Here is a 24,977-nt window from a genome sequence, read left to right as displayed (position 1 = left end):
TTTCGCCGGACAGTTTAAGGTGTGATTGACGTGAGAGAACGGTTCTTTCTTGTTTTCATGTACGCGGTGCTGTGCGCGTTTGCGCTGTTTTGCTTCATCCCGTTCTGGATTGTGTTCATCAACTCGTTCGCCGATGAATCGCTTTTGCAAACGGCGGGATATCAGCTGCTGCCGAGCAAATTCAGCCTCCATGCGTACGAATTTCTGCTCTCCGGCAAGCAAGTGTTTCGCAGCTACGGCATTACGATTATCGTGACGATCGCTGGCACTGCGCTAGGTGTCCTTGTGACAGCCGCCTATGCGTATACGCTAAGCCACCGGAAAGTGAAATACCGCAACGTTTTATCGTTTTTGACCTTTCTGACGATGCTGTTCGGCGCGGGACTTGTCGGCTTCTATATGCTGATCGCCAACTGGCTGCATCTGAAAGACTCGGTTTGGGCGCTCATTTTGCCCTATCTGCTCAATCCGTTCTACGCTTTCATTCTCGTCTCCTTCTACCGGACGCTGCCGTATGAATTGAATGAAGCGGCGACCGTGGACGGCGCCAATGATCTCTATATTTTCTTTCGCATCATCTGGCCGATCTCGCTGCCCGCCATCGCTACGGTGAGCCTGTTTTATGCGCTGCAGTATTGGAACGACTGGTACTTGTCGCTGCTGTTCATCGACAACTACAAAATGCTGCCGCTGCAGATGATGATCCGCCAGCTGATGTCCAATTTGAATGTGATGGCTTATGTGAGCGGCAGCCAGACGCAGTACAACGTCGTCGTGCCGACCTACGGCATGCAGCTGGCGATCGTCTGCATTACCATCGGCCCGATCGTGTTCGTCTATCCGTTCATTCAGCGCTTTTTCATTAAAGGCTTGACGCTTGGATCGGTAAAAGGGTAGAAAGGCAAAAAGCGTTGCGGCTTGTTTGGCCGTTCGGGCTGCGGGCTGCATCCGTTTATAAACCGGCCCGTCCGCCTATTTTCTTTATTTTCCAAAACAGGGGGAATCAACCATGAAAAGACTTTTGTCCACTGCGCTTGTGCTGTTGATCGCACTCGTCGCGCTTGCAGGCTGCACAGGCAAGAACGAAGGGGAAGGGAAGCCGTCCGAGCCTTCGGGCAAGACCGGAGACAGTACCGGCGCCGGCGGCGACGCCAAGCTGGAGCAGGTGACGCTGAAAATTATGATTCCGGGCGACCGGCCGCCGGATATGGATTTGGTCATTGCCGAAGCGGAGAAACGAATGAAGGATACGATCAATGTCAAGCTTGACGTCGTGTTCGTGCCTTGGTCCGATTTGGCGCAAAAGACGCAGGTGACGCTTGCTTCCGGCGAGAACATCGATCTTATCTTCGATGCGCCGTGGCTGCACATTAACCAGATGATTGCAAGCGGTTTCTATGAGCCGCTGGACGACCTGCTGGCCGAGTACGGCAAGACAGTGCTGGAGAAACGGCCGCCGCAAATGTGGGACTACAACAAGTACGGCGGCAAAATTATGGCCATTCCGCTCGGCGTCAGTTACATGTCCGGCAATTCCTATATGGTGCGCAAAGACATTCGCGAGAAGCTCGGCGTACCGCCGATTAAAACCTATGAAGATTTGATCGCTTTCGCCTACAAGGTGAAGGAGCAGGAGAAAGGCATCATCCCGATGACCGCAGGCTCCGCCACATATTCCTTTGTCGCTCACCATGCGCTGAACGATTACGACACTCATGTTGGACCGACCCACGCGCTGGGCAACAGCCTGATGCTCTACTACAAGAACAATGACGGCAAAGTTTACAATTTGCTGGAGGATCGGGAGCCGATCGGAACGTGGCTGGCGAACACGCACAAATGGTTTAAAGACGGACTGATTTTCAAGGACATTTTGACGACGAAAGATTTTCATCAGCCGATCTCGGCAGGCAAAGTGGCAATCGTCACGAACGGTGCGTTCGGCATCGGCGATTCCCTGAAGAAAACATTCAAGAACAATGTACCGGACGGCGAGCTGGAAACGGTCACCTTCTTTAACCCGGAAAAAGGCGCAAATCTCACCAATTTTAAACAATGGAATTTCCTGGCTGTTCCGAAGGTAAGCAAAAACAAGGAGCGGGCGATTATGTTCCTGAACTGGGCGAATGAGAAGGAAAACTACGACCTGCTCTCTTACGGAATCGAAGGGAAGCATTGGGAAGCGGTAGGCGAGGACAAAATGAAAAACCTGGATACATCCGGCTACAATGCATTCGGCTATGTCTGGCTGTGGAATCCGGTCGATGAGCGCAGTGCTTTAGGTGGCGACCCGAAGAATGATGAATTGGATGCCGTGCTTCGCGATGCCGACATGTTCACCACCGATATTTTGGCCGGCTTTGAATTTGACAGTACCCCGGTGCAAAACGAGGTCAGCCAGTACAATACAGTTGATGGACAATATTACACAGCGCTGTTCAACGGCGTTATCGATCCGGAGGATACGTTGAAGAAATTCGAAGCGGAGGCCGGTCCTGCCCTCAAAAAAATTCAGCAGGAGCTGCAAAAGCAGATCGATGAGTTTCTGGCGGCGAAGGGCAAATAGAACGGAAAAGAACATAAAATAACAGAATCGTTTGGAAGAAGGAAAATCGAGGTTGCTCATCCATGCTTCATGACCGCCCGATGATGTGAACCGAAAGCGGCACCTCCCTGAATTGCATTGTATTTTGGCGGAGGTGCCTTTCGTGATCGCAGCAAGAAACGCGCACGGCGAATTCTTGATTCGAGGAGGACGATGACTGATGGCGATTCATTGGATTCATGCCGATTTGGCTGAATTTACAAGGAGAGGGATCGTGTATTTTCATTCCGAGTCGGAAATGGCGGACAGCCTGCAGTGCAAAATGTACCGGATTACGGAGCAAATGGGCAGTATCCGGGATCACATGCATAATTATTTTCAAGTTTGGTATGTCAGCAAAGGCGAGTTTATGCATACCATTCACGGGCGAAACTATCACATGATTAAGGGAAATATTTTCGTCATGCCGCCCTACGCAGTCCATCGTGTGGACTGGATTCCGGGCCGCGAGGCAGAGGTGATCGGCTGTGAATTTTTGCCTTCCTTTGTTAATGAACGGCTCGAGACGCCAGCGGATGGTGATATGCCGTTCGATTTGACATTTATTGCGCCTTTTCTGACTGAGGAGGAGCGGATTTTGCCCAAGATTACGCTGACGGGAGCCGCAGACCAGACGGTATCTGAGCTGCTCGCGGAGATGCTTGCCGAATACGCCGACAAGGCGACGGGTTTTGAAATGCTGCTGAAGGCGAACCTGCTGAAGCTGCTGACGATTCTTGTGCGGGAGCATGCAGGCAGCAACAGCGGAGCGAGAAGCGTGGACGCCGTCGCGGACAGCCGGCGTGCGGCGATGGCGGAGGCGATCCGGTACATTGACGCGCATTATGACCAGCCGCTGCGACTGGAGGAGCTTTGCGCCATGACGATGCTTTCCCGCACTCAATTCTGCGATTTGTTCAAGCAGGTTGCCGGCACGACGTTCAGCCGCTACATGACGGAGCGCCGTATCCGTGCGGCGATGGAGCTGCTGACGCAGCCCGCTGCGACCGTGACGGACGTCTGTTTCAAGGTCGGCTTCAACGAGCTGCCTTATTTCTGCCGCATGTTCAAAAAGCACACCGGAATGTCTCCCGCCCAATACAAAAAGAATGCCTGCTTTTGCTAGCCTCATCTGGCTGTACGATTATCCAACAAGTTTGAACGATAGTGAAAGGAGAGAAATAGGGACGGTGCTATAATCGTTAGGAGAAAATGTAATCGCTTCCGCAAGCGAGCCCCGAGAGACACCGGGCAGCCCGGCAAGTGCGGAAGGATAAGCGAAGAGGAGGCATTGCAGAAATGAGTAAAAAAAGAAAGAAGCAATGGCTTTTTGTTGTAGTGCTTGTTATTATCGCTCTTTTGACGGGGTGCACAGGGGGCGGAAGCGGTCCCGCCAACGAGCCGAAGCCGAAGGATCCGGCGGCCGAAACCGGGCAAAAGGAGGGGCAGGAGGATCCGCCAAAGAACGGGGAAGAACAGCAGGAGCCAGAACCGGAGCCGGAGCAAACGATCGATATGCAGGGGAAGCCTGTACGCGTCCTGTCATGGGGATACGCCGGAGGCGAAAAGGGTACCGAGGCGGGCGAGGAGCGAATCGCTCTCGAGCAAGAATTGGAAAAGAAGTACAATACAAAGTTTCAATTCGACCAGATTCCCTGGGGCGATATTCAGGATAAAATTACAGCGTCCGTCGTAGCCGGCGAGCCGATCGCGGACGTTTTCTTGCTGGAGCGTTCCCGGGCATTCCCGTCGATGCTACAGAAGGATTTCCTGCAGCCGATTGACGGCATACTCGATATTGACAGCAAGCAGTGGCCTGCCGATTTGCGAAAGACCGGAGGCTTTGCCGGTAAAGTATACGGCTTTTCGACAGCAGTAGGCGGCGGGGGAGGCATTTATTACAACAAGGCGATTCTTAAAAAGGAGGGCTTGCCGGACCCGCAGGAATTGCAGGACAAAGGGGAATGGAACTGGGATACGTTTCTGGATATTGCGAAGAAGACGACCAAGGATACGAACGGAGACGGGAAAACTGACCAGTACGGGCTTGCCCTTACCCCGACAAACTTCGTACCGGCATTTATCGCGTCGAATGACGGCGACGTGACGAAGGTGGTCGACGGCAAGCTGGCATTCGCCGGCGATGACGAAAATGCGATGGAAGCGCTTCGGTTTTACAGCGATTTAAGCAATGTGCACAAAGTCGTCAAACCGCAGACTGACAATTGGGACGATTACATTAACGCCTTCAACGAAGGCATCGTCGCGATGCGGTACGGAGAAGGATGGGAAGGGGGAGGCATCCAGACGAACCTGGGCAGCGAGTACGGCTTTGTGTTCATCCCGAAAGGGCCGAAAGCGACCGCTTACCACAACGCGATGCAGCCGACGCTCTGGTTCGTGCCGAAGGGGGCGAATCCGGATGCGGTTCGCATCTATGCCGAGTATCTGATCGGCTACATGCCGCAAGAGGGCGAGCTGGACGATTGGACAGAATCGCTGTTTGCCGACCGGAAGAGCCTTGACAACTATATCGAGATGGGCAAAATAATGACGCCGAAGGATTGGGAGGGAATCCCTGACTTCGGCCAGGAAATCGGCAATTCGTGGAAAAATATCGGCGCAGGCAAGGAAACACCGGAAACGGCTATGAAGAAAGTCCGCCCGGTACTGGAAGGGCTGCTCGATGCAGCGCAGAAATAACGGCGAACATCCGCGGCGTCCGGACACCCGAAAGTACGCATCCGGATGCCGCGCGCGTTCGCGGGGCAAAGTGGGGAACAGGGAATGAGAGTTCAAGTCGTCTGGAAACGAAGCTTGTTGGCCGCGCTGTGCGGAGTGCTTGGCTTGACCGTGCTGCTGCTGTTACCCGGCGGGAGTTTCGAACCGCTGGCGGCGACGGACGCGGCGGCGGGTGCAGTGACGGATGCGGCCTCGAAGCCTGCCTTCCCTGTGAAGACCGGCGAAGGGGAGAAGGGCGCGTACGCCCGCTATCTTCGGGAGCATGCGGACGGGCGTATTCCCTCAGCCGAAATACGTATCGATGCTGAGAGGCAGCCGATCGCCGGGTCCGGTGTTGTTGCCGCCATGGAGCGCGAGGGAGCCGAAGGAAGCGCCGTTTTGTCCGGCGAGAGCGGTGAAATCAGCTGGGATGTCGACGTTCAGGAGGAAGGCCTTTATCAGCTATTTGTACGCTATTATTCGCTTGAGGGCCGGAGCGAAGCGATCGAGCGGGCGCTGCTTATCGACGGCCGGCTGCCGTTTAACGAGGCGGAGCGGCTGGTGTTTCCAAGGGCTTGGGGCAATAAGGAGGAGCGCATTCGCCAGGATGCGAACGGAAACGACCTGCGGCCGTCCCAAGTGGAAATTCCGGCATGGGAAGAGCTGGCGCTCTCCGATGCGGACGGCTATTACGAGGAACCGTACCGGTTTTATTTCACCAAGGGAAAGCACCGGATTACGCTCCGTTCCGTACGGGAGCCGATGCTGATCGATTATTTGGCGCTGCGCCCGGCCCGGGATACGCCTGCTTACGAAGACCTGCGGGCAGACTACGAGCGGCTTGGATACGGCAGTCCCGCCGGCGTCATGATTACCGTGCAGGGCGAAGACGCCGCGTTTAAATCAAGCCCGACATTGTATCCGCTTGCAGACCGGTCCAGTCCCGCCACCGAGCCGTTCCATCCGACGAAAATCCGGCTGAACACGATCGGCGGCAACAATTGGCGCATTCCCGGTCAGTCTATCACGTGGACATTCGACGCGCCGCAAGACGGATTGTACAAGATCGCCGTGAAGTACAGGCAGCATTTTGTGCAGTCGCTGGAAGTGCCGCGCCGGCTAAGGATCGACGGCCAGGTACCCTTCGCAGAGGCGAACCGGATCGGCTTTAAGCCGGGCGGCGGCTGGCAAATGATGGAGCTGGGCAATGAGCGGGGCGAAAACGGTGAGCCTTATTTGTTTTATTTAACGAAAGGGAAGCACCGGCTGTCGCTTGAGGTGACACTGGGCGAAATGGCGCCGCATCTTCACAGCGTCGAGCAAGCCGTGCTGGAGCTGAACCGGCTGTACCGCAAAATCATTATGATTACAGGCGCGTCCCCGGACCCGTTCCGCGACTACGAGCTGCAGAAGCGGATTCCCGAGCTGCGCGAGACATTCGAGGAACAGGGCCGCGTGCTGCGCGGCGTAATTGGAAGCATGGAGCAGATGTACGGCGGCAAGGGCGAACGGATGGCGGTGCTGAATACAGTCGCGTTCCAGCTCCAGGATCTGGCGGAAGATCCGGAATCGATCGCGAAGCGCCTGGACGCGTTCAAATCCAATATTGTCGCCTTGGGGACATGGATGCTGACAGCGAAAGAGCTGCCGCTGGAAATCGATTATTTGATCATCGCTTCCGGGGAGGCCCGGCTGCCGCAAGCTGACGCATCATGGCTGGCCCATGCGGAACACGGCGTCCGGCAGTTTCTGCTGTCGTTCTTTACCGATTACGATGCGGTTGGCGTGACCGGCGAGGAGACGGAGGCGGTGGATGTCTGGATTACAGGCGGGCGGGATCAGGCCCAACTGATCAAATCGATGATCGACACCTCCTTCACGCCCTGGACCGGCATTCCAGTCAATTTGCGGCTTGTCGACCCGTCGGTGCTGCTTCCGGCAACGCTGGCCGGATCCGGGCCGGATGTGGCGCTTGCGTCCAACAACGTCATCAATTTTGCCTTGCGCGGCGCTTTGCAGGATCTGTCGGTTTTCGACTCATTCCAGGATGTGAAGGCGCGGTTTGCGGCGAGCGCGTTCGTTCCTTTCGAGTACGAGGGCGGGGTTTACGCGATTCCGGAGCAGCAGACGTTCCCGATGCTCTTTTACCGCAAAGATGTACTGGATGAGATCGGTGCGAAGGTGCCGCAGACATGGGAGGAGCTGTATGCGCTTATTCCGGTGTTGAACAAGCGGCAGCTGTCCGTCGGATTGACGCCGGAATTGACGATGGACATTCTGCTGTACCAGAGCGGCGGCGCCTATTACAAGGACGGGGGCAAGGCGTCGGGGCTGGACTCGGAGGAAGCCTTGTCGGCTTTCAAGCGGTGGACGGATCTGTATGTCAATTACAAGGCGCCGCAGCAATTTGATTTCATCAACCGGTTCCGCATCGGCGAAATGCCGGTAGGCATCGCGGATTATACGACCTATAACTCCCTGGTCGTCTTCGCTCCGGAAATCCGCGGACTGTGGGCTTTCGCCCCTGTGCCGGGAACAGCGGGAAGCGGCGGAGCCGTCCACCGCGAAACCGCGTCCGTCACGCTCGGCTCCGTCATGTTCAAGCGTGCGGGGAACAAGGATAATGCCTGGACGTTTATCGATTGGTGGACGGGCAAGGAGGCCCAGCTGGCGTACGGCCGCGAGCTGGAGGCGCTTATGGGCGCGGCGGCCCGGTACCCGACGGCCAATCTGGAGGCGCTGCGGGAGCTGCCTTGGCCGGCCGAAGATTTTGAGCGGCTCAAGGAGCAACTGGAATGGGTGCGTGGCGTTCCGGATGTGCCTGGCGGCTACTTTACGCAGCGCCATTTGAACAATGCGTTTTTCGAGGTGCTGAACAAGGGGGCCAACCCGCGCGAGACGCTGAAGGATTACGTGCGGACAATCAACCAGGAAATTACGGTCAAGCGCCGCGAGTTCCATCTGCCGACAGTTAGAGAGGAGGATGCGCCATAAGCGTACTGTCCAAACAGACGAATTCAAGTGCGGCTCCGCTGCGGACGGGACGTCCGACCCGATTGCGCGGACTGCTGCTTGAGCTGAAGGCAAGCAGGCAGGATTATATGATGCTGGCGCCGTTCTTTGCCATCTTCTTTACTTTTACTGTTCTGCCGGTTGTCATGTCTATGCTGCTCAGCCTGACGGATTTCAACATGCTGGCGTTTCCGAACTGGGTCGGGCTGAATAACTATGCGCGCTTATTTATTAACGATGAAGTGTTTCTCATCGCAGTAAAGAATACGATTTTGCTCGCGACGATTACCGGTCCGATCAGCTATCTGGCCTGTTTTGTCCTGGCCTGGCTGATCAACGAAGTATCGCCGAAGATCCGCGCCTTCGTCACGCTCGTATTCTACGCCCCGTCCTTGTCGGGCAATGCCTTTATCGTCTGGAAGCTGCTGTTTGCCAATGATTCCTACGGTTTCGTCAACGCCTTCCTGCTGAGCAACCGGATCATTATGGAGCCTATTTTGTGGCTGTCCGACATTAACTACATCCTGCCGATTCTGATCATCGTCCAGCTTTGGCTCAGTTTGGGCACGAGCTTTCTGGCGTTCATCGCAGGACTGCAGGGGATGGACAAAACGCTGTTCGAAGCCGGCGCCATCGACGGCGTCCGCAACCGCTGGCAGGAGCTGTGGTATATCACGCTTCCGTCGATGCGCCCGCAGCTTATGTTCGGCGCGGTTATCCAAATTACCGCCTCGTTCGCTATCGCCGAGGTTTCGACCGAAATCGCCGGATTTCCGAGCGTGCAGTACGCCGGCCATACGATTGTCACCCATCTGGACGATTACGGCGGCATCCGGTATGAGATGGGATACGCGTCGGCGATCGCAACCGTGCTGTTCGTCATGATGCTGGGCTCCAATCTGTTTGTTCAAAAGCTGCTCAAGAAAGTCGGTGAATAAAGTTGGCGACGATACGGATTCGCCGTAACCGAAGATGGAATCGTTCACTTGCCGTCGATCTTCTGCTGTTTCTGGCGCTTGCGGGCGTCGGCGCCTTTATGGTGCTGCCGCTGCTGTTTGTCGTCAGCAACGCGTTTAAGCCGCTTGACGAAATCTTCCTGTTTCCGCCGAAGTTTTTCGTCCGGTATCCGACGCTGCGAAACTTTACGGACTTATATTATTTGCTGTCCTCATTCTGGGTGCCGTATACGCGCTATATTTTCAACACGGTCTTTATCGCGGTCGCAGGTACCGCCGGCCATGTCATACTGGCGTCGCTGGCGGCTTATCCGCTGGCCAAACGGCGGTTTCGGGGACGGGGCGCGCTTTTTACCATCGTCGTCCTTTCCCTTATGTTTTCCGGGCATGTGACGGCCATTCCCAACTATATGACGATGTCATGGCTCGGTCTGCTCGACAGCTACTGGGCGGTCATCGTCCCGGCGCTCGGCTCTTCGCTCGGCCTGTTCCTGATGAAGCAGTTTATGGAGCAAATGGTGCCGGACGCGCTGCTGGAGGCGGCCCGCATCGACGGCTGCAGCGAGTACCGGATCTTTTGGCGCATTGTGATGCCGATTGTCAAACCGGCCTGGATGACGCTCGTTATTTTCTCCTTCCAGGGGCTGTGGGGCGCGGGAGGCACCGGCAAAATCTACATTTACAGCGAACAGCTCAAGACGCTCGACCATGCGCTCGGGCAAATATTGGCGGGCGGCATCGTGCGCACGGGACCTTCGATGGCGGCAACGCTGCTGATGATTTCGGTACCTATCGCGATTTTCATCATTTCGCAAAGCAACGTTATCCAAACGATGTCGACATCCGGCATGAAAGATTGAGAGGAGGACAACGGAATGAAACGGATCTGGCTGCCGCTTCTCGTTATGCTTGTCCTTGCGCTGGCCGTACCTCCGCTCGCCGCAGCGGCTCCCTATTACGGCTACCATTACTCCTCCTACGGAGAAGCCGTGCCGGCTCCGCTGCCGTATATGCCGGATAAGGTCATCTATGGCGCGGCAACAGCTGCCGGCGCCTTCAACAATCCGGAGGATCTGTTCGTCGGCCCGGACAAGCGCGTCTATATCGCGGATACGGGCAACAACCGCATCGTCGTGTTGGACGAAAATTGGCGGCTTGTCCGGGTAATCGATACCTTCAAGCACGAAGGCAGGGACGATGCGTTCAATAAGCCGCAAGGCGTCTTCGTCGACAAAAAGCGGCATGTTTATGTGGCCGATACGCAGAACGGCCGGATCGTCGAGCTGGACGGGCAAGGGAAGCTCGTGCGTATCGTAGGAAGGCCCGAGTCCGAGGCGATTCGTCCGGATTTCAAGTTTTTGCCGACGAAGCTGGCACTCGATTCCGCAGGGCGGCTGTTCGCCGTCAGCCAGGGCGTGTTCGACGGCATCGTAGAATTTGATGCCAACGGGGCGTTTAGCGGATTTTTCGGCAAAAATCCGGTCCGCTTCAGTGCGGCGGACTTGTTCTGGAAGCAGATTGCCACCGATGCGCAGCGCCGGCAGATGGCGCTGTACGTGCCGACCGAATTCAATAATTTGGCCGTCGACGCCGAGCAATTCGTCTATGCAACGGCGACGGATAACAGGGTTTCCGATGATATGGTGAAGCGGCTCAATCCTTCAGGGATCAACGTACTGCGCCATGACGGCATGATTCCGATTATGGGAGATTTGCGCTTTCCGAGTTTTGGCAGCCTGAGAGGAAGTTCTACGCTGACCTCCATCGATGTCAACGCCGACCAGATTTACCTCGCGCTGGATTCCAAGCGGGGCCGCACGTTCGCCTACGATTACGACGGGAATTTGCTGTTCCAATTCGGCCAGCTTGGCGACAAGGCCGGCAATTTCCGCGCGCCGGCGGATGCCGCCTGGTTCGGGAGGGATATTCTCGTACTCGACCGCGCGCTGAGCAGGCTGACGCTGTTCAAGCCGACGCGCTACGGCTCGCTTGTGCTTGATGCGGCCTCGGCTTACTACAACGGCAAGGAAGAGGAGGCGGCAAGGCTGTGGGGTGAAGTGATCAAGCTGAACGGCAATCTTGAGCTGGCCTATATCGGCATCGGCAAGGCCCAACTGGAGGAAGGGAATTACGAAGCCGCGATGGCGAGCTTTAAGCTTGGCGATTCGCGCCCGTACTATTCCAAGGCGTTCGCCGGCCATCGCAAAGCGTTCCTGTGGAATAACTTTACCTGGCTGTTCGCCGGTCTCGCCGCAGTCCTTGCCGCTCTCATGCTCGGCAGACGGCTTGCGCCAAAGCGGGCTGCGGACGACGACAATTACGGCCCGGTGCGCACGGCGCTGCTTGCGGCCGTCAGGCCGTTCAAATTGTTCTGGGAGTTGAAATATGAAGGGAAGGGAAGGCTTTGGGTGGCGCTGACCATCGTCGCGCTTGCCGGCTTCGTGTTTGTCCTGCGCGCCTTCTACTCCGGCTATCTCGTCTCGGGCGGGCAATGGGGCCAGATCAGCAGCGTGAAGGAATTCTCCTTTATTGTCATTCCCTTTTTCATCTGGTGCGTGGCCAACTGGTCGCTGACGACGCTTATGGACGGGGAAGGAACGTTCAGGGAAATCGTTGTCGCAAGCGGCTATGCCATGCTGCCGCTGCTGCTGGCCAGCGCGCTGCAGCTGGTGCTCGGCTGGATCATTACATCACAGGAGCTGAGCTTCTATTCGCTGCTGGGCACAATCGGCTTGCTGTGGTTTGCCGGCCTGCTATTCGCGGCCACACTGACGGTGCATCAGTACACGCCGCTAAAAACGGTTGTGACGATGATTTTGACCGTCGTCGTTATCGCCATTATCGTTTTTTTGGCCCTGCTGGTGTTAAGCCTGATTCAGCAGCTGGTCGTCTTTATTTCGACCGCCTATCAGGAACTATCATTACGGATGTGAGGGGGAGATGCGCTTGATGCGAATGACGAGGCATTGGATGCTGCTGGCTGTCGTCGCGGCCGGAGCTTCGGCGCTTGTGCTTCTGGCCGCCGTTCTCCTGTCTTCGCTGTCTGCGCCGGAAGACCCGGCGGCTGTAATTGCAGAAGCGGAAGCCCGTATCGGGGCAAGCCGGCTGGCGGCAGCCGCTTCGTCGTCCGCGCTTTCCTGGATTCCCGATCGGGGCGCCGTGCCGGACGGGATGGAGAAGGCGGCCGAGAACGGCAGGCTGACGCTGTTCATGGACCGGAAGACGACGGCGTTTGCCGTCAGGCACAAGGAAAGCGGCCGTCTGTGGTACTCCAACCCTGCGGGCCGCGAAGCGGACCCGATCGCGTCGGCAGGTCACAAAGAGCGGCTGTCATCCCTGTTTTCACTGTCCTATCTGCTGGATACGGGCCAGGAGCAGGAATATGACAGCTATGCGGACAGCGTTGCGCTCGGGCAGTTTGAAGCAGAGCCGATCGAGAACGGGGTAAAGGTGACCTATACGGTCGGTAAGGTTGTCCGCGGGATTGAGTCTATACCGCGAGTGCTGAGCAGGAGCCGCTTTGAGGAGCGGATTATCGGCCGGTTGACGGATGAGCAGGCGGTTGCCGAGATAAAAAAGCGGTTCAAATACGAGGCTGACCGCGATGTGTATACGCGGCGGGATTTGCCAAGTCTGGCGGTGGATGCTGTGAACGGCATTTTGGAGCAGATAGGCTACGGGGAGGAGGAGCTTGCTTACGACAACGAGGAAAACGGCCTGGAGCCGGAAGCCGGCTCCGGACGGCCCCAGTTCTCCATTCCGGTCGAATACAAGCTGGACGGGGAGCAGTTGGCCGTCCGCATCGATGCCGGAGCGATTAAGCAGACGGGGAAGATGCCGCTGCATACTTTAACGCTGCTGGAGTTTTTCGGGGCGGCCGATTCGCAGCAGTCCGGCTATATGTTCGTCCCTGACGGGTCGGGAGCGCTCATACGGCTGAACAACGGGCGAACCGCCGAGCAGCCTTTTCTTGCTCCGGTGTATGGCGAGGACGGAGCGATCACCAAGGAGGAAAAGCTGGCGGAGCATGAGACGGTTCGTCTGCCCGTATTCGGGCTGAAGGCGGGAGATGCGGCCTGGCTCGGCATTATCGAACAGGGCGATGCGGTTGCTGCCATCAAGGCTGACGTCGCCGGCAGGCTGAACGGCTATAACTATATCGCCCCGTCATTCACGCTGGCGAGCAAGGATAAGATCATCATCGCCGGAAATACGGCGACCAGCACGAATCCGGTTCACCAGACAACGCCGTATGCCGGGGACATCGTCGTCCGGTACGGTTTTCTGGAAGGCGGCGAGGCCGACTACTCCGGTATGGCGGCATTGTACCGCGATTATCTGGCCGAACGCCGCGGGCTGCGGAGGCTGGAGCCGGCGGCAGACACCCCGTTCATGCTGGAGCTTATCGGGAGCCTGGAGACGCGAAAGTCGATGCTGGGCGTGCCGTATGACGCAGTTGTGCCGCTGACAACGCTTGATCAGGCGCTGGAGGTGCTTGCCGCCTTGCGCGAGGAACAGGTTACGGCCGTCAAGCTCCGCTATACGGGCTGGTTTAACGGCGGGGCTGATCATCGTTATCCGTCGCGGGTCGCGGTCGATGAAGGGATCGGCGGGCGCGCAAAGTTTGCCGAGTTCGCGCAGACGCTGCGCGGCCAGGGCTTCGGGTTCTATCCGGACGCAGCCTTTCTGAACGTCTATGCGAGCGGTCCCGGATTCAAGACCGGCCGGGATGCGATCAAATATATGTCGCAAAAGACTGCGGGCGTGTACCTTGTTGACATGCCGAGCTTTATTCTTGACGGGGAAGCATTTTCCCACTATCCTTTATCTCCCGTTCGGCTGCCTGCCGTTATCCGCAGCTTCGCCAAGGAAGTGCAGACGCTTGGCATCAGCGGGCTTTCACTGCGGGATTTGGGCGACGCGCTCTATTCCGACTTCGACCAGAAAAAGCCGGTTGACCGCCAGCAGAGCGCTGCGGTCATCGAATCCCAGCTTTTGGAGCTGTCTGCGGAATTTCCGGATCTGATGGCAAGCGGAGGAAACGCCTATATGCTGCCGTATGCGCAGACGATCGTGAATGCGCCTGCCGCTTCGAGCGGCTTTAATTTGGAGGATGAACAAGTCCCTTTTTATCAGATGGTTCTTCACGGCTACGCGGATTTGGCCGGACAGCCGTTCAATCAGGCGGACGACCAGTCTGTCCGCAAAAATATTTTGAAGGCGATCGAGACAGGCTCAAGCGTTTACTATCGCTGGACATACAGCGCGCCGTCCGAGCTGAAGTCTGCCACAGCACGCGAGCTGTACGCGGCCGGCTATGCCGACTGGCTGAAGGAAGCGGCTGCGGCCTACAAGGAAGTGAACGAGGCGATGAAGCCGGTCCGGCACCTGTGCATCTCCCGGCATGAGCAGCTTGCCGAGGGAGTTTACCGGACGACATATGAGGATGGAACGGCATTTACGGTCAATTACAACGACAAACCGATTTCCGCGGACGGCTATACCGTCGGTGCGCTAAGTTACCGGATAGGAGGGAAGTGACATGCGTCTGCTCCGTTTCACCCTGCCGCGCAAGAGGGCGCTTATGGGCGTGCTGTTCACCCTGCCGTGGCTGATCGGATTCATTTTTCTCTTTGCTGTTCCGCTGATGCAATCCTTTCAATTCAGCCTGCATGAGCTCAAGCTGGGGGAAAGCGGTCTGGAGCTTGAATATTTGGGATGGGAAAATTACAAGCACGCCTTCTACGTCCATGCGGCGTTCAACCGCGTGCTGACCGAGTCGGTCATCGGTATGGCCGTGAACGTGCCGCTTATCATCTTTTTCAGTCTGTTTATCGCTACTGTGCTGAACCAGAGATTCCGGGGCCGCTCCATCGCCCGCATGATTTTCTTCCTGCCGGTCATCGTGTCGGCCGGAGTCATCTCCAGCCTGGGCTGGGCCGACTACATGTCACAGGCGATCGGGCAAACGCTTGCGGAGGGCGGCGGTTTCAGCGGGCTTGGCAGCTTCGAGCTGAAAGGCTTTCTCTATGATATGGGAATGAACCGGGGACTCGTCAATTATTTGGCGGATGCGGTCGAGCGGATCTATGACATCATCAGTTCATCCGGCGTGCAAATTATCATTTTTTTGGCCGGGCTGCAGTCGATCCCTCCATCCCTGTATGAGGCGTCGCGAATCGAGGGAGCTACAGGCTACGAAAATTTCTGGAAAATTACGTTTCCGATGATGACGCCGCTCATTTTGACCAATGTGATCTATACGATCATCGATTCGTTCCTGAACAGCCAGATGGCCGGCCTGCTGAAAGAAACGTCGTTCAAGCTGTTCGATTTCGGCTTGAGCGCCGCGATGTCCTGGATCTATTTCGGCGTTATCCTGGTGCTGCTCGGTTTGTTTGCGGCGGTCATTTCGCGCCGGGCGTTTTATTACGATTCATAGCGCATCATAGCGTATGGAACGCGCTGGCCGCCGGGTCCGGGCTGCCGTCAGAATTTGCCGGGCGGACTCGCTTGCAGGGAGCTTGCACAGCTACACTACATTGGGAGGAGGGGCATCATGCTTATAACAGCCGCCAGTAAAATCAAGGCTTGGTCATGGGCGTTGTTCCGCACAGTCCTCGTAATCGGGATCGGGTATGTCATTCTGTACCCGATTTTGCTGAAAGTTTCACTTGCCCTGCGGGGAAAAGAAGATATTTACGATCAAACGATCATTTGGTTTCCGAAGCATGCCACCTTCGACAACTTGCTGTTCGTGCTGGACAAAATGCACTATCTGGACGCACTGCTGAACACGGTCGGCATCTCGGCGATGGCTGCTGTCCTGCAGACGGCTTCCTGCGCCCTGGCCGGCTACGGCTTCGCCCGTTTGAAGTATCCGGGGCAGAGTATACTGTTTGCATTGGTCATCTTCACGATCATCGTCCCGCCCCAGACGATTATGATTCCGACGTACATGCATTTCCGGTATTTTGACCCGCTGGGGCTGGTGGAGCTGTTTACCGGACGGCAGGGCGTCAATCTGCTTGATACACGCTGGCCGTTTGTCCTGTCGTCGATCACGGCGACGGGGCTTAAAAACGGGCTATACATTTATATTTTCAGACAGTTTTTCCGCTCGCTTCCCGGCGAGCTGGAGGAAGCCGCTCTCGTGGACGGCGCCGGCGTCTTCAAAACCTTTTACCGGGTGATGCTGCCGAATGCGCTGCCGGCGATCATTACTGTCGTGCTGTTCTCATTTGTCTGGCAGTACAACGACGCCTTCTACGTTTCGATGTACTTGACCGATACGAAGGTGCTGTCGATGCAGCTTGCTTCGCTCCCCGGTTTGCTGGCTGCCGAAACGCCTGAATATATGCTGACCTCCATTCGGCTTAATGCGGGCATTGTGCTGGTCATCATCCCTCTCGTCATCTTCTACTTATGCCTGCAAAAATATTTTGTCGAAGGGATCGAACGCTCCGGCATCGTCGGCTGATTTAATGCCGTTAAGGAGGTGATGTACAGGTTGGGAATCGAATAACAGCGGGCACAGGTTTTTTGTATTTTTATACTCGAGAGAAAAAGGAGCTGATCAGATGATTACGAACAAAAAATGGGGATCGATCCTGATGGCAGCAGCTTTGCTGATAACCCCGATTTCTGCGGTGCAGGCGACATCGCCTGTTGCGGCTGCGGCCGCAAATCAGGCGGCGGCACCATCGGCAGCGGAGCAGACGAATTTCCGCAATCTCGCGGCAGGTCTCCCGTATGAATGGTCTGAAGCGCCGGATGCTTCGCATCCCGATGACGGATACAAGCTTACGGACGGAAAATACGGCGAATTGGATATGAATGACCCGGCATGGGTAGGACATCTGCGCGGACAAACGCGTGAAGTCGTATTTGATCTGGGGGAGGAAAAGTCGGTTGGGAAAATAACCGCTCATTTTTTTCAAGATTTTCCGACAAACTCGATTCTCGTGCCGCTGTCGGTTTCGATGTATGTCTCCGACGATAAGGAAAATTGGGGGCTGCTTTCCCATAACGCTACGCAGCTGCTTTGGGGAGGAGGACCGCCCAGACAGGAGACCTTTGAATGGGATGGCAGCCGGGACGGAATCAAAAGCGGGAATACGGATGGCAAGCTTGCTTATGCCCGTTACGTTAAAGTAGCATTTTCGATGCATCATTCGCTATCGGAATATATTGACGAAATCGAAATCATGGGTATGGACGGCAAGGTTGAAGGTGCGGTAAAGGTTCCTGCCGAGCAGCCTCATTTTTTGGAGCCGGGGGAGGCTACAGCTGGTATCCGAAATCTAAATCTGCTGTATAACGGGCAATACGCGAATGGTTTGGGCGATTGGAACAAGGAACGGATTATCCCTAACATTAGCTATGTAAATAAAGACGGCGAGCCGGTCGATTGGCTTTTTGACGGCGTACTCTATCTCGGGATTGCATCGCCTGCCGGCCGCGATTTCGGCACTGGGCAAACGAATCTGGACGATTGGAACTGGTATTTGAATAAAACCTTTGCGGCATCGGGGGATATGCAGCAGTTGAACGAGGCTGCCAAGGAAGTCGGAGCCAAGCTGAACCAGCCCGATCACCAAGTCAAGGTTGTGTTAATGATTCCGAATCCTGGGGAATCCTTAACCGATTTTGGCGATATTGACGGCAGTGGTTCCTTAAACTTTAACGAGTCCGTCGCAGGCAAAGAAAAAGCGTTTGAAAACAGGGAAAAAGCGGTGCAGTGGTGGCTGGATCAGGTCCAGCAAAGATGGCAGGCCGCGAGCTACTCCAATCTTGATCTTGTCGGCATGTACTGGATGCCGGAACAAATCGAGATATCCGAATCGGGAGCGGACATGATTCGCGCGATGGCTGAAAAAGTGCACGCCATGAACATGAAGGTTTTCTGGATTCCGCACTCTATGGCTTACAAAATGTTTATGTGGAAAGACGTCGGCGTGGACGCCGCGGCTTACCAGCCGAATTACTTCTTTGGCGGAATGGATGCCGACCGTCTGGAAGATGCTGCGAATAATGCCAAGCGGTTCGGGATGGGAAACGAGGTTGAATTTGATGACGGGATGCTGACAGACCCCGTACTCCGCCAGCGTTTTATCGAATACTTGGACAGCGGTGTCAGATCCGGGCTGATGCAAAACGGTTTCAGAGCTTACTATCAAGGCAATAATGCAGTATACAACTTAGGGGTAAGCAAGGATCCGGGTTTGCGTTTAATGTATGACTGGCTGTACCAGTATTTGAATGGAACGTACGCCATTGACAGCAGTCCGTCTCCGGAGAAGATGGCGGAGCTTGTACAGGGCTATGTCGCATCGAACGAAATCAATTCGGTTTTTGGCAATGAGTTGTCGTATCGTTTGCAGACCATCAAGCTTCTTCTGGACCAAAACAAGCCGAAGGACGCCGTAACGTATATGCAGGATTTTCTCGCGCACATTCACGACCCGGCCGTGCAAGCGCAAGGGCTGATTTCGGCCTCGGCAGCAACGATGCTTGATACCTACGCCCAAGTTCTCATTCAAACCTGGTCTGACGGCTGGGGGCTTAGCAATCTGGTTCTTGGCAAAAGCTATACGATTTCACGGCCGCCTAACAGCAACTATCCCGATTCCGGGAACGAACTTACGAACGGCCTATTCGGCGGGACGGATTACCGCAACGAGCAGTGGCAGGGCCATGCGGGAAGCGATTACCCTGAGGAACGAAGCCGCACAATTACATTTGATTTGGGCAGCAACAAATCGATCGGGCTGATTAGAGCCCATTTTCTTCAAGATAAAGGACCCGGCATCTATTTCCCTCAGAACGTTACTTTTTCCGTTTCAACTAACGGCCAAACCTGGAGCACGCTGGCAACCGTTTCTCCGCCACCGGCACAAGATGCTGTCTCGGCCCAGTTCGTGAGATGGAGCGGGGTAACAGACGGCGTGCCGGGGAAAGCGGGAGCCGATAAAGTGTACGCCCGCTATGTCAAGGTCGAATTCCCGGTCAACACCTGGGTCTTCCTTGATGAAATCGAAGTTCTCGGCATTGACGGCCTTGAGGGGGGCGGCGAGGTAACAATCGACGGCGCAAGAGCCGCGGTGGATGCCGCTGCGAAGAAATTGACGATCGACGGTCTGGTAATGAACGGCAGCCAGTCCGAAGTGAATTTGAAAGTGCTCGATTCGAAAGGGAAAGTTCGCTATGAAGGCCGGACGACAAGCACGGAAACGGGGAGTTTCCAATTTACGATCAAGCTTACCGGCAATCTGAAGGGAACCTGCGACGCCTATCTCTCTACGGAGGGAATGTCGGCTCCCCTTAAGATTTCATTCGAATACAACAAAAAGGACTGATGTTTATTTCCCGCGCGAGCTCAGAATTCGATGGCATACGGCCTGATCTGCCGCGTCATGATGCATGATAACATATGATTCGTAAAAAAAGCCATGGACGCAGCGTTATTTCCACGCTGTGACCTATGGCTTTTGTTTTTATACATAATACTGACAAAGGACGGCGAAGCAGTTTCCTCTTAACCTCCGGGGTAACTATTTGCCGGAAGTGTGGTAAAATAAGACAAACCAGAATGTTGCAGACGGTCAACAATTGAACAAATAACAAGCGAGCGAGGTTTTGCAAATGAATTTGGAACGGTTGCAGCAGCAGATTGCTTTTATTATGGAAATTGACAAGATGAAAAGCATTTATCGGAAATCGATTATAACCGATAGATCGCGGCAGGAGAATGATGCGGAGCATTCCTGGCATTTGGCGATGATGGCTGTCGTACTGCTGGAGCACGCGAATGCAAAGAGCATTGATCCGCTGCGGGTGATCAAGATGGTGTTGGTTCATGACCTGGTAGAGATCGATGCCGGAGATACGTTTGCTTACGACGACGCTGGTCATGAAGATAAATATGACAGGGAACTGGCCGCGGCTGAGCGCATTTTCGGTATTTTGCCGGAAGAGCAGGGATGCGAATTGATGGAACTGTGGCAGGAGTTCGAGGCGAGAGCGACGCCGGAATCTCAATTTGCCGCAGCGATTGACCGGCTCGCGCCGATGCTCCTAAATTACTATACAGAGGGCCATTCGTGGAAAGAATATGGGATTACCAGCGATCAGGTGATCGCGCGCAACCGTCATATCGGGAACGGATCGGAAGCATTGTGGCAGTATGCGCAAACTTTTATCGAAGACGCCGTACAAAAAGGTTTTTTGGCGGAAAAGAAATCCGAGCAATAAACGAAATGACAACTAGCTATCGATCAGGAGGTTATGGCAATGACTAATAAGATAGTGCTGATCCGGCACGGACAAAGTGTATGGAATCTTGAGAATCGTTTTACAGGGTGGACAGATGTCGATCTGTCCGAGCAAGGGCTTGAAGAGGCAAGACAAGCGGGACGGATCCTGAAAGCGAATGGCTATACATTTGATCAGGCATATACATCGGTATTGAAGCGGGCGATCCGCACGCTGTGGATTGCGCTGCATGAGATGGATCTGATGTGGATTCCGATCGAGAAATCATGGAAGGTCAACGAGCGGCATTATGGCGCTTTGCAGGGATTGAATAAAGCGGAGACGGCTGCACAATATGGCGACGATCAAGTGCATGTGTGGCGGAGATCAGCCGACATCAGACCGCCGGCATTGGATCCGCAGGATGCGCGTTATGAAGCCGGCAGCCCCAAGTATAAAGGGGTCAAGGTGCCGTTGACCGAAAATCTGCTGGATACTGAGGCGCGTATGGTGGACTACTGGAATGAGAAAATTGCCCCGGCGATCCGCGAGGACAAAAAGGTGATCATCTCCGCTCACGGCAACACGATCCGGGCGCTCATCAAGTATCTGGACCAATTGCCAGCCGACGGGGTTGTCGAGCTGAACATTCCGACGGGGGTGCCGCTCGTTTACGAGCTGGATGATGAATTGAAACCGATCCGTCATTATTATCTCGGCATGGAAGGCGAGCTTCCTGCAGGCGACATTCGGGAGAAAATATAATGGATACGCAAGAGACCGCGGAACTGAAGGAGCGGGTGGCTATTCTCGAAGCCAGAGTGGCCTGGCTAAGTGAGCAAGTTGCGAGGCAGCATGCTGATTCCGGAGGCAAGGAGCGCCCGTTTCTAGTCAATGTGATCATTAGCTTTGTCGTGACCTTTGTTTGTATTCTTCTGGTGTTTATGTTTATGTTCTGGTTTGGAACACCGTGAAACGGTGAAGACCATCCTCTGACAGCGCATATGTTGCTGCAAGGGGATGGTCTTTTTTCATGTGCCGCGCGGCGGCAGAGGGCACCGTGGCATAGTGCCTGCGCATTGTTGCACAAAATGCAACAATTGAAGCAGATTCAGGCGAACTGTCCCAAAATGTTGTACGATCTGCAACAATCATCGCCATTTGGCCCCCTTAAGGGGGTAGATTATTGCATTTTGTACAATAATTCAGGGGCATGCTTGCTTCCCGCCGTGGCTTTGTTGCACAAACTGCAACATTTGATCACCTTTTCCGTCTGCCGGACCGTGGTTCCGCTATCGTCTCCCAAATCGCCGCAAAAACCAGGCAAAATCCACAAATTTATAAGATCATTTCTCGCCAGTGAAGAATGCAACTTCCTTCTCGATCGCTTGTCCGGCCCGCTCGAAGCATTGCTTTGCAGTGCGTGCAGTGATGAGCTTGCCGTTCACCTGAAGATGCGGCTGTACAGTGCAAAGCGTGCAATGATTGAGACATTCCATGCGCATTACTGTTACTTCCGGCATATCCTGTTCAAACTGCTCCAGTTCGGCAGAATTAATCGCATTGCGCTGGCAGACCTCAACAATAATTAACCCTGGTGGAAGCATCGGCGATACCTTCCTTCTTTTCGTGATGATGGATATCTCTCTATATGCTACGCGAATAATATCAGTATGTCCAACCTGTTGACGCTTTGATCGAAAGGATATATATTAAATATAAAAGTATAAAATGTATGCGGAGGAGTGGCAGGATGTCCGTTAAACAGCATGTAAGTCATGATCATATTCGGGAGCTGATTACCCGGGGCGAGGTGGAGACTGCCGGTCAACTGTTGGGCAGAGCGTACAGTATGAGCGGCAGGATCGTAAGCGGGAACCAACTGGGGCGCAAATTCGGCTTTCCGACAGCTAATCTGGAATTGAGCGGCGACTTTATTCATCCCAAGCCGGGCGTATATTTGGGCAGTGTCGAATGGGAAGAGCAGCAGGCAGACGATATGCGAATTTTTCACTGGAATTGTTTGATTAGTGCAGGCTACCGGCCGACTGTGGGCGGGCGTTCGTACAAAGTGGAAGCCTACTTGCTTGATTATGCGGGTAATTTATATGGCAAGCAGCTCACAGTCTCCTTTCTGGAAAAGATTCGCGATGAATTGCATTTTACGTCAACGGACGATCTCATAAAGCAGATGCATGCCGATGAGCAACTGGCCCGGCAAAAATTCGGTTTGCCGCTGCAGCGTCAAATTAATCCTAACAATATAGGGGTGAGCAAAAATGAAAATTGAAATCAGTGACATGGCAGCGGAAAAAATTAATGAAATGCTGGAGCAAAATGAAATGGCGGATATGTATTTGCGCATTGGGGTAGAGGATGGCGGCTGCAGCGGCCTATCTTATAATATGAAATTTGACGACTCGATATCCGAAGGAGATCAGGTAATTGAGCAGAGGGGCGTCAAAGTAGTGGTTGACGAGGCCAGCGGGCCGTACCTTGACGGCTTGAAGGTGGATTTCTTGATGCAGGGCATGACCGGAGGATTTACGATGGATAATCCAAATGCAAAATTCAGCTGCGGCTGCGGCGCGAGCTTCCGTACTGCGAACTATAAGGGGACTCCGAAAAAGTGCTGATTTCTTTTGTGGCAAAAAAACGAAGAGGCTGCCGAAAGTTATATCTATAACTTCCCGGACAGCCTCTTGTTCATGCAGCCTCTGCGTAGCCGCTAGCGGTTAGCGGGCTGTAACAAGCGGGTTAGCATCAATGCCAAGGAAATCGAAAGCTTCCTTCAGCATAACCTCATCCTGCTCGTTCCAAAAGCATTGGTTGACATCCGTAATATTGGAATTGCGCGACAGCCGGTCCATCTGCATTTTCATCAAAATACTGCTGCACAATACTGCAATATGGGAGACGTGAGGGAAGACCGCCCGCTGCGCTTCTTCCCAAATTTCGTTCACTTCCGGCGTGAAAACAATCGCCCTGCCGTTGCGTTCCATAAAGCGGTTATCGACAAGCAGCTTTACTTTAACGGAGGAAGAATTGGCTTTTACCGTGTTGACGATGATATCGGCAGCCGCTCGCGCATCCTCTGATGTCAAGTTATCAAGCACTTGCCAGGAAAATACTTGTGTTTTTGTATCCATATGCGATACGAATTTGCTTTTAAGCGCGGTACTCATGCGTTCACCTCAGTAGATTGTATGAAAGTTTCGTTATGATCGTTATTTGAACCACGAGGCCAGCATGACATCCAGCGTATGGCAAGTGTATTGCACAAGATGCTTGGCTTCATCTAGTTGTTGTTCGCTCATACCTTTAATTAAATGATACACATCGCTATGCTCCTCATCTGCTTCGCAGTGAATCGCCCAATATTCCAGATCGGTAAAGCCGGTGCGCTGCAAAATAGCGTGAGCATGCAAATAAACGGCATGGGCGAAACCTTCGCTCGTAGAATTGATAATGAGCAGAGAAAGATTTTCGTCCATAGCGGCAACTGCGCGATACTGCAGCGAGATGAAATGCTCGGTTTCATAGTTGGCAGGATGAAGCTCAGGGTCGTCGAGGCCGATGCCAATCATCCATTTGCGCAGCATCTCTGCATGATCCTTCTCTTCCTCGTAGTGAGTGGAGAATACATCGTGATCTACATCCGGGAAACGTTCCCATCTTAGCTTGAGCAGCTCACCAAAATGTTTGGACAGATGATACAAATTGTTGCACCAAACAAAGTAGGAAGGATCTTTTTCTTGCGGGAAGTGAAGAAAGAAAGGATTTTCGCGCTTCACTCTTGCAAGCTCTGACGAGATGATGGAACTAATACTGTCGACTACGAGTTGTGAATTTGCAATGGTCATATATTCTCTCCTCTCTATGGTTCACCTTACAATTATCGGCAGGAGGAGGATGGGAATGAATACTTACAAAAATATTTCACAATTTATACATAATTAATTTGAACAAAATAAAAAGAGTCCAAAGACACAATTTGTTCTTTGGGCTCTTTTGCTCATCTATGGGCCTGATAGCCTAAACCGAGTCAGCGGTGGAATCGGCGATGGGGCGGATGCTGACTCTTGCGTATGGATCCAGGTTAATTAGCGGTTCTGATAAAACTGCGCGGCTTTCTCCAAGTAGACGCGATCCTCGTCTGACATGTCTTCATCCCATACGACTGCTCCGACAGGACATGCAGCTTCACAAGCGCCACAATCAATGCACGTATCAACGTCTATGAAATATTGGTCCGGACCTTCTGCAATACAATCTACAGGACATACATCTACACAATCTGCTGCCTTCTCATCAATACATGCGCCCAAAATAACGAATGGCATACCTTCACATCCTTATCGAATGATGTTCTCTTGCATTAATCCAATCCGGCAATTTGACGACGATGGACTGAACTTATATCTATCATTTATGCATGTCCATCATAAAAA

The 24,977-nt window shown here is 54.1% G+C and carries 22 protein-coding genes; 17 read left to right on the top strand and 5 right to left on the bottom strand.

The genetic code is table 11. The features are described 5' to 3' along the window. Window positions 1–30 precede the first annotated feature (30 nt). The 15 genes from ACFQ0N_RS12610 (at window position 31) to ACFQ0N_RS12540 (ending at window position 21,500) form a co-directional block, all read left to right on the top strand. On the top strand, window positions 31–897 hold the full coding sequence (locus tag ACFQ0N_RS12610) for a carbohydrate ABC transporter permease (protein WP_379326476.1): 867 nt from the start codon (window positions 31–33) through the stop codon (window positions 895–897). A gap of 112 nt (window positions 898–1,009) precedes the next feature. Then, a complete protein-coding gene (locus tag ACFQ0N_RS12605; RefSeq protein WP_379326474.1) occupies window positions 1,010–2,566 on the top strand; it encodes an extracellular solute-binding protein in 1,557 nt (518 codons plus the stop codon). 199 nt (window positions 2,567–2,765) lie between these two features. Beyond that, entirely contained in the window at window positions 2,766–3,710 is a 945-nt protein-coding gene (locus ACFQ0N_RS12600) for a helix-turn-helix domain-containing protein (RefSeq protein ID WP_379326472.1), read from the top strand. Window positions 3,711–3,883: 173 nt separating this feature from the next. Then, the gene (locus ACFQ0N_RS12595; protein ID WP_379326470.1) at window positions 3,884–5,287 is read left to right on the top strand and encodes an ABC transporter substrate-binding protein; all 1,404 of its coding nucleotides are present in this window, start codon (window positions 3,884–3,886) and stop codon (window positions 5,285–5,287) included. Between the two features lie 84 nt (window positions 5,288–5,371). Then, the gene (locus tag ACFQ0N_RS12590) at window positions 5,372–8,299 is read left to right on the top strand and encodes an extracellular solute-binding protein (RefSeq protein WP_379326467.1); all 2,928 of its coding nucleotides are present in this window, start codon (window positions 5,372–5,374) and stop codon (window positions 8,297–8,299) included. Between the two features lie 5 nt (window positions 8,300–8,304). Then, window positions 8,305–9,255, top strand: a complete 951-nt coding sequence (locus tag ACFQ0N_RS12585) for a carbohydrate ABC transporter permease (RefSeq protein ID WP_379326666.1) — start codon at window positions 8,305–8,307, stop codon at window positions 9,253–9,255. Window positions 9,256–9,257: 2 nt separating this feature from the next. After that, complete coding sequence (locus tag ACFQ0N_RS12580; RefSeq protein WP_379326465.1) at window positions 9,258–10,133, top strand: carbohydrate ABC transporter permease; 876 nt, start codon at window positions 9,258–9,260, stop codon at window positions 10,131–10,133. Between the two features lie 15 nt (window positions 10,134–10,148). Further along, a complete protein-coding gene (locus ACFQ0N_RS12575) occupies window positions 10,149–12,206 on the top strand; it encodes a YIP1 family protein (protein WP_379326463.1) in 2,058 nt (685 codons plus the stop codon). 16 nt (window positions 12,207–12,222) lie between these two features. Next, window positions 12,223–14,814 carry a DUF5696 domain-containing protein gene (locus ACFQ0N_RS12570; protein WP_379326461.1) on the top strand — a complete coding sequence of 864 codons (2,592 nt, stop codon included), beginning with the start codon at window positions 12,223–12,225 and terminating at the stop codon, window positions 14,812–14,814. Between the two features lies 1 nt (window position 14,815). Continuing rightward, window positions 14,816–15,715, top strand: a complete 900-nt coding sequence (locus ACFQ0N_RS12565) for a carbohydrate ABC transporter permease (protein WP_379326459.1) — start codon at window positions 14,816–14,818, stop codon at window positions 15,713–15,715. A gap of 117 nt (window positions 15,716–15,832) precedes the next feature. Then, on the top strand, window positions 15,833–16,753 hold the full coding sequence (locus tag ACFQ0N_RS12560; RefSeq protein ID WP_379326457.1) for a carbohydrate ABC transporter permease: 921 nt from the start codon (window positions 15,833–15,835) through the stop codon (window positions 16,751–16,753). Window positions 16,754–16,853: 100 nt separating this feature from the next. After that, the gene (locus ACFQ0N_RS12555) at window positions 16,854–19,631 is read left to right on the top strand and encodes a DUF4855 domain-containing protein (protein ID WP_379326455.1); all 2,778 of its coding nucleotides are present in this window, start codon (window positions 16,854–16,856) and stop codon (window positions 19,629–19,631) included. A 286-nt stretch (window positions 19,632–19,917) separates the two neighbouring features. Beyond that, window positions 19,918–20,526 (top strand): HD domain-containing protein, encoded by a 609-nt coding sequence (locus ACFQ0N_RS12550; RefSeq protein ID WP_379326453.1) that lies wholly within the window; start codon window positions 19,918–19,920, stop codon window positions 20,524–20,526. Between the two features lie 39 nt (window positions 20,527–20,565). Continuing rightward, on the top strand, window positions 20,566–21,291 hold the full coding sequence (gpmA, locus tag ACFQ0N_RS12545; protein ID WP_379326451.1) for a 2,3-diphosphoglycerate-dependent phosphoglycerate mutase: 726 nt from the start codon (window positions 20,566–20,568) through the stop codon (window positions 21,289–21,291). Further along, entirely contained in the window at window positions 21,291–21,500 is a 210-nt protein-coding gene (locus tag ACFQ0N_RS12540) for a hypothetical protein (protein ID WP_379326449.1), read from the top strand. The genes gpmA and ACFQ0N_RS12540 overlap by 1 nt, the downstream gene beginning before the upstream one ends. Here ACFQ0N_RS12540 and ACFQ0N_RS12535 read toward each other — a convergent pair. Together ACFQ0N_RS12535 and ACFQ0N_RS12530 are read right to left on the bottom strand one after the other, a co-directional pair. Next, window positions 21,475–21,687 carry a hypothetical protein gene (locus ACFQ0N_RS12535; RefSeq protein WP_379326447.1) on the bottom strand — a complete coding sequence of 71 codons (213 nt, stop codon included), beginning with the start codon at window positions 21,685–21,687 and terminating at the stop codon, window positions 21,475–21,477. The two genes, ACFQ0N_RS12540 and ACFQ0N_RS12535, sit on opposite strands and share 26 nt — an antisense overlap. 185 nt (window positions 21,688–21,872) lie before the next feature. Then, a complete protein-coding gene (locus tag ACFQ0N_RS12530; protein WP_379326445.1) occupies window positions 21,873–22,133 on the bottom strand; it encodes a DUF1450 domain-containing protein in 261 nt (86 codons plus the stop codon). Between the two features lie 146 nt (window positions 22,134–22,279). Here ACFQ0N_RS12530 and ACFQ0N_RS12525 point away from each other — a divergent pair, with 146 nt between their 5' ends. Beyond that, window positions 22,280–22,816 (top strand): riboflavin kinase, encoded by a 537-nt coding sequence (locus ACFQ0N_RS12525; RefSeq protein ID WP_379326443.1) that lies wholly within the window; start codon window positions 22,280–22,282, stop codon window positions 22,814–22,816. Further along, window positions 22,806–23,162, top strand: coding sequence for a HesB/IscA family protein (locus ACFQ0N_RS12520; protein ID WP_379326441.1), 357 nt, complete (start codon window positions 22,806–22,808; stop codon window positions 23,160–23,162). Before ACFQ0N_RS12525 ends, ACFQ0N_RS12520 begins: the two co-directional genes overlap by 11 nt. Window positions 23,163–23,261: 99 nt before the next feature. On the opposite strand, the gene ACFQ0N_RS12515 is transcribed toward ACFQ0N_RS12520, so the two are convergent. The 3 genes from ACFQ0N_RS12515 to ACFQ0N_RS12505 form a co-directional block, all read right to left on the bottom strand. After that, window positions 23,262–23,711 (bottom strand): hypothetical protein, encoded by a 450-nt coding sequence (locus ACFQ0N_RS12515; protein ID WP_379326439.1) that lies wholly within the window; start codon window positions 23,709–23,711, stop codon window positions 23,262–23,264. Between the two features lie 42 nt (window positions 23,712–23,753). Next, entirely contained in the window at window positions 23,754–24,389 is a 636-nt protein-coding gene (locus ACFQ0N_RS12510) for an iron-containing redox enzyme family protein (protein ID WP_379326437.1), read from the bottom strand. Between the two features lie 240 nt (window positions 24,390–24,629). Continuing rightward, complete coding sequence (locus ACFQ0N_RS12505; RefSeq protein WP_379326435.1) at window positions 24,630–24,869, bottom strand: DUF362 domain-containing protein; 240 nt, start codon at window positions 24,867–24,869, stop codon at window positions 24,630–24,632. Between the last annotated feature and the right edge of the window lie 108 nt (window positions 24,870–24,977).

It is taken from the genome of Paenibacillus sp. GCM10027626 (assembly GCF_042676285.1).
Taxonomy (GTDB): Bacteria; Bacillota; Bacilli; order Paenibacillales; family Paenibacillaceae; genus Paenibacillus_Z.
This window is presented reverse-complemented; position numbering and strand designations above follow the sequence as displayed.

Bases quoted from the DNA above. Each gene is read 5' to 3' on its own strand.
- ACFQ0N_RS12505 (WP_379326435.1), bottom strand. From the start codon at position 24,869: ATGCCATTCGTTATTTTGGGCGCATGTATTGATGAGAAGGCAGCAGAT.
- ACFQ0N_RS12605 (WP_379326474.1), top strand. From the start codon at position 1,010: ATGAAAAGACTTTTGTCCACTGCGCTTGTGCTGTTGATCGCACTCGTC.
- ACFQ0N_RS12550 (WP_379326453.1), top strand. From the start codon at position 19,918: ATGAATTTGGAACGGTTGCAGCAGCAGATTGCTTTTATTATGGAAATT.
- ACFQ0N_RS12520 (WP_379326441.1), top strand. From the start codon at position 22,806: ATGAAAATTGAAATCAGTGACATGGCAGCGGAAAAAATTAATGAAATG.
- ACFQ0N_RS12510 (WP_379326437.1), bottom strand. From the start codon at position 24,389: ATGACCATTGCAAATTCACAACTCGTAGTCGACAGTATTAGTTCCATC.
- ACFQ0N_RS12560 (WP_379326457.1), top strand. From the start codon at position 15,833: ATGCTTATAACAGCCGCCAGTAAAATCAAGGCTTGGTCATGGGCGTTG.
- gpmA (WP_379326451.1), top strand. From the start codon at position 20,566: ATGACTAATAAGATAGTGCTGATCCGGCACGGACAAAGTGTATGGAAT.
- ACFQ0N_RS12575 (WP_379326463.1), top strand. From the start codon at position 10,149: ATGAAACGGATCTGGCTGCCGCTTCTCGTTATGCTTGTCCTTGCGCTG.
- ACFQ0N_RS12570 (WP_379326461.1), top strand. From the start codon at position 12,223: ATGCGAATGACGAGGCATTGGATGCTGCTGGCTGTCGTCGCGGCCGGA.
- ACFQ0N_RS12530 (WP_379326445.1), bottom strand. From the start codon at position 22,133: ATGCTTCCACCAGGGTTAATTATTGTTGAGGTCTGCCAGCGCAATGCG.
- ACFQ0N_RS12525 (WP_379326443.1), top strand. From the start codon at position 22,280: ATGTCCGTTAAACAGCATGTAAGTCATGATCATATTCGGGAGCTGATT.
- ACFQ0N_RS12600 (WP_379326472.1), top strand. From the start codon at position 2,766: ATGGCGATTCATTGGATTCATGCCGATTTGGCTGAATTTACAAGGAGA.
- ACFQ0N_RS12555 (WP_379326455.1), top strand. From the start codon at position 16,854: ATGATTACGAACAAAAAATGGGGATCGATCCTGATGGCAGCAGCTTTG.
- ACFQ0N_RS12565 (WP_379326459.1), top strand. From the start codon at position 14,816: ATGCGTCTGCTCCGTTTCACCCTGCCGCGCAAGAGGGCGCTTATGGGC.
- ACFQ0N_RS12590 (WP_379326467.1), top strand. From the start codon at position 5,372: ATGAGAGTTCAAGTCGTCTGGAAACGAAGCTTGTTGGCCGCGCTGTGC.
- ACFQ0N_RS12515 (WP_379326439.1), bottom strand. From the start codon at position 23,711: ATGAGTACCGCGCTTAAAAGCAAATTCGTATCGCATATGGATACAAAA.
- ACFQ0N_RS12595 (WP_379326470.1), top strand. From the start codon at position 3,884: ATGAGTAAAAAAAGAAAGAAGCAATGGCTTTTTGTTGTAGTGCTTGTT.
- ACFQ0N_RS12535 (WP_379326447.1), bottom strand. From the start codon at position 21,687: ATGGCGATGATTGTTGCAGATCGTACAACATTTTGGGACAGTTCGCCT.
- ACFQ0N_RS12540 (WP_379326449.1), top strand. From the start codon at position 21,291: ATGGATACGCAAGAGACCGCGGAACTGAAGGAGCGGGTGGCTATTCTC.